This is a genomic window from Exiguobacterium sp. TNDT2 (assembly GCF_003331145.1).
Classification (GTDB): Bacteria; Bacillota; Bacilli; order Exiguobacteriales; family Exiguobacteriaceae; genus Exiguobacterium.
In genome coordinates this window covers 1-11,174 of sequence record NZ_QLVE01000041.1, presented here as the reverse complement: position 1 = coordinate 11,174, position 11,174 = coordinate 1, and the positions used below count along the sequence as shown (strand labels likewise).

Genomic DNA, 11,174 nt, shown 5'->3' with positions numbered 1-11,174 from the left:
AGACGGGCCGGAGGGCGCGTCATTTTTTTGACGTCCCTTGCACCGACGACCAGCGAGCTAGAGTACGGAAACAGGACGCGTAGATTCCGACAACTATTTCTACGGGTTGAATTAAGGTCATAAGAACGTTAAAATCGAACGTATACCTTTGCCCGTTTGTTAGTCGCTGTACTAACTGACCATATAAATATCTTAAAGGAGTGTTCACATGAAACACATGAATCAACAGAAAGGCAGGATGGAGCGATTCCGCGAGACGGCGCTCGACTCGTTCAAGACGCATCGTCTGTTCTGGATGTTCACCATCCTGTTATGGACGAAGTCGCTGATCGCGTATCAGTTCTTCTTCAACATGCCGGCCGAGAATCCGGTCCAGGCGTTCATCCTCTTCATCAACCCGCTCAGCTTCACGTTGTTCTTGTTCGCCTTCAGCTTCTTCTTCGGTGGGAATAAGCGGAAGTGGGCGTTGTATAGCCTATATCTCGTCTCCTCGCTCATCTTGTTCGCGGATACGACCTATTACCGTGAGTTCACAGACTTCTTGACCGTGCCGGTCTTGTTCCAGTCGTCGAACATGGAGACGCTCTCGTCTTCGTTCCTCTCGCTTCTCGAATGGAAAGACTTGCTCCTGTTAGGGGATCTCGTCGTGCTTCCGTTCATTCTATGGAAGATGAACGAGACGGGTCAGGCATCGCAACGCCGTGTGCTGCTCACGTTCGGTGTGGCAGCGGCGCTGTTCGGGTTCAACCTCGTCCTCGCGGAGACGGAACGTCCAGAACTGTTGACGCGCTCGTTCGACCGGGAACTGTTGGTCAAAAACCTAGGGACGTTCAACTTCCACGTCTACGACGCCATGCTTCAAACGAAGACGTCGGCCCAGAAGGCGCTCGCGGACGGTTCAGAACTTGAGGAAGTCGAGAACTATACCCGCCAGAACTATGCGGCCCCGGACCCGGAGATGTTCGGGAAGTACAAAGGGAAGAACGTCATCGCCATCTCCCTCGAATCAACGCAAAGTTTCACGCACAACATGAAAGCGTCGAACGGCGAGTACATCACGCCGAACTTGAACCAACTGATTGAAGAGTCTCACTTCTGGCCGAACTATTACCATACGACCGGTCAAGGGAAGACGTCAGACTCAGAGTATGCGCTTGATAACTCGCTCTACGGACTCTCGCGTGGAGGTGTCTACTTCACGAACGCCGACAACGAGTATGAGGCTCTCCCTGAAATCATCAAAGAGGACAACTATTACTCGGCTGTGTTCCACGCCAACAACAAATCGTTCTGGAACCGCGACCAGATGTATCAAAACATCGGGGTCGATGAGTTCTTTGATGAAACGAGCTACGATTTAGGCGACCCGGCGGACATGACGGAATGGGGGCTGCTCGATGATGAGTTCTTCCTTCAGTCGGTCCCGATGCTCGAGGAGCTTCCGGAACCGTTCTACGCGAAGTTCATCACGCTGACGAACCACTTCCCATTCACGATGCCGAGCGAGAAGCACGAGCTCGTCCCGAAATTTGAGACGAACTCGACGACGCTCAACAACTTCCCGCAGGCGCTCGCCTATCAGGATTATGCCCTCGGCTTGTTCATCGACGAGTTGAAGGCGAACGGCATGTGGGACGACACGATTTTCATCGTCTACGGTGACCATTACGGCATCTCGACGAACCATAACGCCGCCATGGCCGACCTGCTCGGAAAAGATGAGTTGACGCCATTCGATGTGGCCAAGCTCCAATCTGTCCCGTTCGCGATCCATTTGCCGGGACAAGATAAAGGTGAAGTGCACGAGACGATTGGAAGTCACGTCGACATGAACCCGACGATCCAGCACTTGCTCGGGATCGATACGTCGGATCAAATCGGATTCGGGAACGACTTGTTCTCGAAAGACCGGAACGACCGTGCCATTTTACGTGATGGGACGATTGTGACACAAGACTACATGTTCACCCAGGCGAGGTGCTACGACGCCGAGACGGGAGAACTCGTCGAGGACGCCGGAGTATGTTCGCCACTTGAAGAAGAGGCGAACAACGTGCTCGAGATGAATGATCAAATCATTTACTCGGACTTGCTTCGATTTAAAGAAGACAACTGAATAATACAGTCGATCAGGAGAAAAGATATAAAAAATCTTTTCTCCTTTTTATTGTTTAGCAAAGAATCGGACAGAACAATTTAACATAGGTGACGGGATATCAAATCAGGAGCAGTATCGCTTACATCGTTGATTTGAAAGGCGTTGGAAAATTCTCCGCCTTTCTTCTTAGCAATAGGCAGAAGAAAACGCCTTACTATACAACGATACATAAGCTCGAATAGGTCGGGAAAAAGAATGAATCACATCGGTTGCCAAATAGTCTATTCTAGGGTAATATCTGTGGTGTTGTGAAATTATGAACGAACTGTGAACGCGTTATTTATCGATTTTGGTGTTTTGATTTCTGTGAGAGTCAGAAATCAATACTAAAAAATCTATAGAGAGGTGTGTTCATTTGGAAAAATTGAATACGTTGAAACAAGACTGGCTCGGGAATCCCCGTGCTGATGTGATGGCAGGGATCGTTGTAGCCCTTGCACTTATCCCGGAGGCGATCGCCTTCTCACTTATCGCTGGACTGAATCCGATGGTAGGACTATATGCGTCCTTTATCATCGCGATGGTCATTTAGATTACAGGAGGACGCCCGGCGATGATTTCGGCTGCAACGGGCGCGATGGTACTCCTTGTCGTCGATCTCGTAAAAGATTACGGACTTCAGTATTTGCTTGCTGCCGGGATTTTGGCTGGTCTCATCCAAATTGTGCTTGGTCTTCTTGGCATAGCTCGTTTAATGAAGTTCATCCCGCGTGCGGTCATGGTCGGCTTCGTTAACGCCCTTGCCATCTTGATTTTCCAAGCCCAGCTCCCACAGTTCAATGGGGAGACGTGGATCATGTGGGCCATCGTTGCGGCTTCGCTCGCAATCATTCTGGTATTCCCACGCATCACGTCGGCAATCCCGGCACCGCTTGTCGCAATTGTCGCGATGACATTGCTCGTGTTCTTCATGGGTCTTGAGACGAAGACGATCGGGGATATGGGGACGATCACGGCGACGTTACCGATGTTCTTGTTACCTGATATCCCGCTCACGCTTGAAACGCTTATGATTATCTTGCCTTACTCATTATCACTTGCCTTCGTTGGTTTAATTGAGTCACTGTTGACGGCACAGATCGTCGATGACATGACAGGGACAGATTCAGATAAAAACCGCGAATCGAAAGGTCAAGGTATTGCCAACATCATCGCCGGATTTTTCGGGGCGATGCCGGGTTGCGCGATGATTGGTCAATCTGTCATCAACGTCTCGTCAGGAGCACGTGGCCGTTTGTCGACATTTACGGCCGGACTCGCACTTCTCATCATGATCATGACGATGAGCAATATTTTAATGCTCATCCCGGTCGGTGCCCTCGTCGGCGTCATGTTCTTCGTCGCCTATGCGACGTTTGACTGGGGTTCACTCAAAACGCTCAAAACAGGTCAAAAAACTGACTCACTTGTCATGATCACAACGGTACTCGCTACTGTGCTCACACATGACTTGTCAATCGGTGTCATTATCGGAATTGTGACGGCAGCCGTCATTTTCGCCGCGAAAATTTCTCGTGTCGACCTGAAGCGTCGTCAAGATGACCAACACGCTCATTATGAAGTGAATGGACAACTGTTCTTCGCCTCGACATCAGATTTCGTCAATCAGTTTGAGGTCGACGAAGATATCGATGCTGGGGTCAAAGAAGTCAGTATCGATTTCGCCAACACGCATCTATGGGATGATTCTGCCATTGGCGCCATCGATAAGGTTGTCTTCAAGTATCGATCAGTTGGTATCGAGCCGAATCTAATGAACTTAAATAAAGATTCTGAGAAATTACTGAACACGTTAGCGCTTCACTTGCGTCAACATGAAGCGAACGTAGGTCACTAAGGGAGGATTAAGTCATGAGTAAAATCTTTTTAGCCATCGACGGGTCGGATCATTCGATGCGGGCGACACAAAAAGCGATTGAGTTAGCAAAATTGACAACTTCTTCAATTGATGTCGTCCACGTGGTCTCGCCAAAAGAATCGAAAGAAAGTGCACTTCAATCGACAGGTAAGATTGATTTAGAAACAAAACGAAAGCAACGACTACAAGGATTCTTCGACGCCATTTCGAAGGCAGGCATTGAGTACGAATATGTCGAACTTCGTGGCGAACCTGACGTCGAACTCGTCAATTACGCCAACCATGAACCGTTTGAATTCGTGGTCGTCGGCTCTCGTGGATTGAACACGTTCCAAGAGTTCGTGTTAGGAAGCGTCAGCCACAAACTCGCGAAACGATCGTTGTCTCCTGTGATCATCGTTCGTTGACCGAAAGCGCCACGGATTTCTGTGGCGCTTTTTCTATTGCTAGTGCTAAGGAGGAGACAATGACTCTAAAATATACGGGGGAACGCGTTATCCCAGATCAGATGGACCCTATGAATGGCATGTTGCTAGAACATATTTCTCGTTATCAGTTTGCTGCACCGTTCCTTCACGGTCGTGTACTTGACTTTGCGACAGGTTGTGGATTTGGTAGCCAATTGATTGCTAAGATGCGACGAAACGATTTGATTGAGGTCGTCGCGATTGACTTGTCTGAATCCGCCATTCGTTATGCTAAAGGTCGATATTACCATCCGAATGTCCGCTACGTGGTCGGCGATGTATTGGATAAAAAATTGCCACAGCAATATGGACAATTCGATTTCGTGGTGAGCTTTGAAACTATTGAACATGTCGAGGATTACGAACGTTTCATGGCGAATGTGTACAATTTGTTGAAACCTGAAGGTGTCCTGATTTTATCAACGCCGTTTGGACAAGGCATTGGGAAATCAACGAAAGAACCGTTCCATGTTCACCAATTCACTGAAAAGGAATTCTGTTCATTGTTTACAAATTTTTCATCGACTTCTTTCTACTATCAGCGTGGTGTCTTGATCGAGCCCAAACGAGAAGATGTGCATTATCCTATAGGAATCGCCCTCGCTGTGAAGTGATTCATCTCGGTCTACTGGTTCAAGTGACAGGAGGTAAATGAATGAGCGTGAAGATTATTTGCCCCGCATGTAATGGTGAAGGGAGAATCCCACTCATAAGCGGACTTCCATTCCGAAAAAAATGTTCGCTTTGCCAATCTAGTGGCAAGAAAAGAGTAAGACGAAGAAAAGGCGTTCAATTCTTATCTTATAAGGATTGAACGCCTTCATTTAATTAATGAGGGGGAACTAGTATGGGGGCAACTCAGAAAAAAATATACTATGGATGGTACATGGTCATGATCGCGGGGCTCGGCGTCTTCTTCTCAGGTCCCGGTCAGACGTATTTCATCTCGGTGTTTATCGATCAATACATAACCGACTTCGGTTGGTCGCGTTCGGAAGTGTCGAGCATCTATTCGGCGGCGACGCTCGCTTCTGCAGCATGCCTGTTCTTCGTCGGACGGTTGATTGACCGGTTCGGGCAACGCATCATGATGGTCCTGGCATCGATCCTTCTAGCCGTCGCCTGTCTGTTTAATAGTTATGTGACGAGCTTGACGATGCTCTTCTTCGGGATTTGGATGCTTCGTCTGTTCGGACAAGGATCGATGACGCTCATCCCGAACACGCTCGTCCCACAATGGTTCATCACGAAACGGGGGCAAGCGCTCAGTTATATGGCGATTGGCGGTTTCTTGAGTGCGGCCGTGTTTCCCCCGCTCAACGTTTGGCTCGTCGGTTTGATCGGTTGGCAGACGACGTGGCAAGTCTGGGGCCTCCTCGTCTTCGTCTTGTTCACGCCGTTCGCTTACCGTTTCGTCCGCAATCGGCCGGAAGATATGGGATTGTTGCCGGACGGTGGAACGAATCCGCATCCGAGCACAAAGACGTCAGGCGCACCGGTTCACGTCGATGTCGACTTCACGTTCAAAGAAGCGCTCAAGACACGAGCGTTTTGGCTGATACTATCGTGTATCGGAATCCCGGCGCTCGTCAACACGGCTATCACGTTTCATTTGATTTCCATCTTTGAGGAGCAAAGTTTGCCTCCGGCGACGGCCGCGCTCGTCTTAAGTTTGATGGCGATTCTCGGGTTTCCGGTGACGTTCATCGCCGGACGGATCATCGATGTCGTGAAAATCAATTACGTGCTCATCGGGATTTTCGTGACAGAGATCATTTTCATGATCATCTTGCAGTATACGACGACGTTCTCCCTCGCGATTCTCTTCGGTATCATTTGGGGGATCAGTAACGGTTTCGAGCGCATCGCCTTGAATTATGTCTGGCCGTATTACTTCGGTCGCGCCGCGCTCGGCAGCATTAGCGGGTTGGCGACGTCTGTCATGGTGCTCGGTTCTGCGGTCGGTCCGCTTCCGTTTGGGATCGCCTACGACCTGTTCGGGAACTATGAGATGATCATTTGGTATTCGCTCGTCTTCCCACTCATCGGAATCACCGCTGCATCTTTTGCTAAAAAACCTATTCGTTAAATCGAAAATGTTTCTTTATAAAAAGCTGACATAGTAGCGGAACAAACATGTCTTTATAACGAACGTTAAAAAGACATGTTCGTTAATTAATTCACATGATAATGAAAAGGGTTATTTAAAGCCCTTTTCATTATCGTTTGATTGTCTTTTAACTCATCTTTTTATCAATGTTCATTTTCTGTTATATTTAACGAGTAAACAAACAAATGGAGGTACTTCATGACGAAAATTGGTTATGCACGAGTGTCGACCCTCGATCAGAACTTGGACTCACAACTAGATGAACTTAATAAAGCTGGTTGTGATTACGGCCATTAGAATGTACCAGTCTTGCAATCTTATTTACCAAAGAGTGACAAACAATTTACCAAGTGATGCCAAAGCCCCGACCAACCTTCATATTGCCTCCTTATGATTAATGTGCACACCTAATGGTGTGACATCGTTACATGGGAGGTTTTTTATGCTTCGGTATTTAGCTATTCTAAGACTTAGGGAGCAAGGGCTGAGCCTGAGAAGTATCGCGGCTAGCACTGGCAACTCGCGTCAGAAAGTGACGGAGGTGATTGATCGGGCGACGGATAAAAGCTTGATGGGGCCGTTCGATGATGACATGACCGATAAGTGGATTGAAGAGTTCTTGTTCCCTGAGAGAACGCTTGAGTCGTCCGGTAGACACCCGATCGACTTTGACTATGTACACAGGGAATTGGCAAAGCCGAACGTCACCTTGTCTCTCCTACATCATGAGTACGAGCTTGAGTGCCGTACGAACAAACGAATCCCTTACTCCTATCGGAGTTTCGTGCGACATTATAGCGCCTATGCTAATAAGCACAAGGTTACACTCCGGATTCGTCGAAAGCCAGGAGAGGTGATGGAGGTAGACTGGGCGGGTTCAACCACGTTCATCATCGACCGAGACACAGGAGAAAAAGTAAAGGCGTACATATTCGTGGCGACATTGCCCTGTAGCCAATTGTCTTATGCCGAGGCGAGCCTCTCGATGGACTTGTCGGCATGGATTACGTGCCATAACCATGCCTACAGCTATTTCGGTGGGAGTACCCAGATTCTCATCCCTGACAATCTGAAGACCGGTGTCACGAGAAACACGTCACGTGAACTCATCCTCAACCCGACATACCGGGAGATGGCTGAACATTATGGGACGGTCGTCATGCCCGCGCGTGTTAGCGCTCCAAAGGACAAACCGAGTGTCGAGGGTTCCGTCGGTGTCATCTCCACTTGGATCATCGCCGCCTTGAGGAACTCCCACTGCTTCAGCCTAGAGGAGCTGAACCGTGAGGTTCATGAAAAGCTGGAAGAGTTCAACCATCGTCCGTTCACCCGGAAGCCCGGTAGCCGTCTCTCCGCATTCGAGGAAGAGGAAAAGTTCGCGTTAGCACCACTCCCGAAGCATTCGTACAAACAATCGAGTTGGCGGGACGCGAAGGTCCGGCCGGACTACCACATATCCGTCGAGAGCATGTTTTATTCGGTGCCCTATGAATATATCAACTGTCAGGTCGAGGTGCGACTGACCGAGCAATTGGTCGAGGTGTATTTCAACGAAATGCGGATTACCTCCCACAAACGGCTGATTGGACGCTTCGGACAATTATCGACCAACCGCGATCACATGCCCGACAACCATAAGCTCTACATCGACCAGACCCCGGAGAACGCAAAAGACTGGGCAGACGAGATCGGTCCGAACACATTGAAAGTGATCGATTTCCTTCTTGGCACTGCTCAGACCGAGCGATTGGCACTCCAATCCATCTTCACGCTGAAGAAACTGGAGCGACGTTATTCCAAGTATGAGATCGAGCGCGCCTGTAAGATGGTCGTCTCCATGACCAACAGACCGACGGTCAAGGGCATCCAGAGCATCCTGTCGAACAACAAGAAGAGCGACGCCGAGCAGGAGTTGAAACGCAAGACGGAAACTGTCAACAATCACTATGGCTTCATGCGTGGTGCGGCATACTATGGGGGAGCTGATAAAGATGAATGAACAGACGATTGCCAAACTGATCGAGATGAAGATGAACGGGATGGCCGAAGCCTATGAGGAACAGTCATCCAATCGCGATTTTCAACGCATGGACTTTGATGAACGACTGGCACTACTCGTCGATTTTGAGCATTCCAGACGAAAGAACGGCAAGCTGCACCGGCTGATCCAGGCTGCCTCGTTCATCAACTCGAATGCTTGCATCGAGGACATCGAGTACCATGCCGACCGTCGATTGAACAAAGAGCAGATCCTCAAGTTGGCAAGCGGAACTTACATCTTGGACGGCCACAATTTGATTCTGAAGGGACCGACAGGATCCGGGAAGACCTATCTCGCGACCGCCTTCGGGGTCTCGGCCTGTCGCCAGTCGTTCAAGGTGAGATACATTCGTCTGCCTGAATTGTTGGATGAACTGACACTGGCGAAGCTCGCAGCCGATGGGAGCTACCGACGACTCCTCAAAAAGTATACAAAAGTCGACCTACTCATCCTCGATGAATGGCTATTGACCGACTTGACGACTGACGAGGCGACGATCCTCCTCGAGATTTCCGAGTCGCGCCATAAGACCGTCTCCACCATCTACTGTTCTCAGATCGACCCGAGCGGATGGCATCTTCGATTAGGAAACGAGACCATCGCAGAGGCGATCCTCGACCGGATCATCCATGACTCTTATCAAATCATGATCGACGGTGAAATATCGATGAGGGAACGCCATGGCATATCAGCACGCTGACCGTCCGAGCCATCCAAGTGATGGCTCTTTTCTCCGCACTAGGTGGCTCAGTCGTCCGCAATCGATGGCTCACAATGCCGCAATCCCTTGTCCAACGGACTTTAAGTCACATGATGGTCGACATATGTCACTGAGTGGTACCGAACATGGCATTTGGTGGTAAATAAAATGTCAGAGGCGGTAAAAACTCGTGGCCGTAATCAGGTTGTACTAAAATTTTTCAAGAGAAGGCATCTAGTGTTAAAAAGAGACCTGAATTTGAAAAGTGCTTAGATTATCTACGAGAAGGTGATACCCTAGTCGTCTGGAAGCTAGATCGGTTAGGGAGAACCACAAAGAAGCTTCTTGAATTGATTGATGATTTGAAAAGTCGCGGAATAAATCTTCAAATTATTACACTAGGTATAGATACCTCTACGGCTGCCGGCCGACTATTCTTCACTATGATGGCGGGATTGGCAGAAATGGAACGAGAATTGATTCGCGAACGTACAAATGCTGGTTTAATAGCAGCACGTGCTCGAGGACGTTTAGGTGGGCGGAAAAAGATTGATCCAGATATTTTGACTCGTGCATATATGATGTATGAAGCTAAAATGACGGTAAATGATATCACTAAAACGTTAAATATTTCTCGTTCTACATTTTATAAGTATATGAAAGAGCAATGATATTTGATTTATGTCAACAGCGGTTTAAAATTGGTTCTTCCTCACTTTTGATGAAACGCTTCATCCCTATGGTTATATAGACATCGATTCATATTTCAGTAGAACAACGAGCCTCAAGTGACATTCAATATTTTGATGCGCAACAGCTCCAATCCTGCCCGACCATACATTTGACGTTTGATCGTCTTGAGTCGGTTGACCTGTCCCTCGACCATGCCGTTTGACCAGGGCAGCGTCATCCCGAGCCGGATGGCATCGATGTCCCCTCGTATATAGGTTGTGAAAGAGGCTAGTGGGGTTTCGTTCATCCGTTCTGCCTGTTCACACCATTTTAGGATATCCTGTTCAGACGTCGCTTTGCCGAAAAGATTCTTGAACGAACGGACGAGCTCGTTCAATACCTTCAAGAAAGGATAGATGTTCAGTATCTTTATGAGAAGTGGTTTGTTAGAAGGCTCGTCCTCCCAGAGGACTTTCTGGATGATTCGTCGATTGATGTTAATCTCGTGTGGGACTGCTTTTTTCAATCTTGCCACGTAAGGTCGAAACGTACTGATTCCACGGAGATATCCTTTCCGTTTCAGCGTCCGGTACATCCATTCGGTCGTCCTACCTTGGCGGATCCATCTGACGATGTCTCCCTTGTAGATGTCTGCGCTGTGTTGTCGATGTGACCGACTGATTCTTGGTGCCTCTGTCATCTGTAGGTATCTACGACACGTCTTTGGGTCGATATGGTGACGTCTGATCAACTCGGAGATCGGAACGCCCTGTCTTGCATCCTGTTGTACTGCGAGAATAAGCGTCCATTTTCTTCTTTCAGCGTCTGTCAGTTCACGTTCGGCGTTAAGGCCATCCGGTTCGAGAAGGATTTTTTCGCTAGATGGAAGACGTCGCTTCAAGATGTCTTCAATTTTCTTCCCTAAGTTATGAAACAAGTGCCATCGGTCACTCACCTGTTGAATCGTCTCATCGGCCAAACGGATGGCCTCCCGAAACTCGATGGATCCGTCACGTGCCACCACCTGGATGGTGGGATGCAAATGAACCCAAGCACAGACGGTTTTGACATCCCGAGAGGGAAGTAAGGCGATCGGGCGTCGTGTCGCTAGATCACAGATGATTGTCCCGTACTTTTTTCGTTTTCTCCAGGCCCAGTCATCAATGCC

General features: G+C 48.7%; 8 protein-coding genes and 2 pseudogenes. 9 read left to right on the top strand and 1 reads right to left on the bottom strand.

The genetic code is table 11. The features are described from left to right. The first annotated feature begins 208 nt into the window (after positions 1-208). The 9 genes and pseudogenes from DPV68_RS13900 to DPV68_RS13860 all read left to right on the top strand — a co-directional run bounded on the left by DPV68_RS13900 (position 209) and on the right by DPV68_RS13860 (position 10,005). The gene (locus DPV68_RS13900) at positions 209-2,116 is read left to right on the top strand and encodes an LTA synthase family protein (RefSeq protein ID WP_114167378.1); all 1,908 of its coding nucleotides are present in this window, start codon (positions 209-211) and stop codon (positions 2,114-2,116) included. Between the two features lie 454 nt (positions 2,117-2,570). Beyond that, positions 2,571-3,995: pseudogene (locus DPV68_RS13895) on the top strand (SulP family inorganic anion transporter). Between the two features lie 14 nt (positions 3,996-4,009). Further along, positions 4,010-4,423 (top strand): universal stress protein, encoded by a 414-nt coding sequence (locus DPV68_RS13890; RefSeq protein ID WP_114167377.1) that lies wholly within the window; start codon positions 4,010-4,012, stop codon positions 4,421-4,423. After that, complete coding sequence (locus DPV68_RS13885; protein WP_370447082.1) at positions 4,420-5,097, top strand: class I SAM-dependent methyltransferase; 678 nt, start codon at positions 4,420-4,422, stop codon at positions 5,095-5,097. The genes DPV68_RS13890 and DPV68_RS13885 overlap by 4 nt, the downstream gene beginning before the upstream one ends. Positions 5,098-5,330: 233 nt before the next feature. Then, entirely contained in the window at positions 5,331-6,572 is a 1,242-nt protein-coding gene (locus tag DPV68_RS13880; protein WP_114167375.1) for an MFS transporter, read from the top strand. A 219-nt stretch (positions 6,573-6,791) separates the two neighbouring features. Then, a pseudogene (locus DPV68_RS13875) lies at positions 6,792-6,875 on the top strand (recombinase family protein); the annotation flags it as partial. Positions 6,876-7,035: 160 nt separating this feature from the next. Beyond that, a complete protein-coding gene (gene istA, locus DPV68_RS13870; RefSeq protein WP_114167374.1) occupies positions 7,036-8,592 on the top strand; it encodes an IS21 family transposase in 1,557 nt (518 codons plus the stop codon). Then, complete coding sequence (istB, locus tag DPV68_RS13865) at positions 8,585-9,334, top strand: IS21-like element helper ATPase IstB (RefSeq protein WP_114167373.1); 750 nt, start codon at positions 8,585-8,587, stop codon at positions 9,332-9,334. Before istA ends, istB begins: the two co-directional genes overlap by 8 nt. A gap of 215 nt (positions 9,335-9,549) precedes the next feature. Further along, positions 9,550-10,005 (top strand): recombinase family protein, encoded by a 456-nt coding sequence (locus tag DPV68_RS13860; protein ID WP_232819661.1) that lies wholly within the window; start codon positions 9,550-9,552, stop codon positions 10,003-10,005. 113 nt (positions 10,006-10,118) lie between these two features. On the opposite strand, the gene DPV68_RS13855 is transcribed toward DPV68_RS13860, so the two are convergent. Then, positions 10,119-11,174, bottom strand: a 1,056-nt coding sequence (locus DPV68_RS13855) for a transposase (protein WP_157964200.1), incomplete at its 5' end; no start/stop codon positions are given.

Coding starts and splice junctions, on each gene's coding strand:
- DPV68_RS13900 (WP_114167378.1), top strand. CDS start 209: ATGAAACACATGAATCAACAGAAAGGCAGGATGGAGCGATTCCGCGAG.
- DPV68_RS13890 (WP_114167377.1), top strand. CDS start 4,010: ATGAGTAAAATCTTTTTAGCCATCGACGGGTCGGATCATTCGATGCGG.
- DPV68_RS13880 (WP_114167375.1), top strand. CDS start 5,331: ATGGGGGCAACTCAGAAAAAAATATACTATGGATGGTACATGGTCATG.
- istA (WP_114167374.1), top strand. CDS start 7,036: ATGCTTCGGTATTTAGCTATTCTAAGACTTAGGGAGCAAGGGCTGAGC.
- istB (WP_114167373.1), top strand. CDS start 8,585: ATGAATGAACAGACGATTGCCAAACTGATCGAGATGAAGATGAACGGG.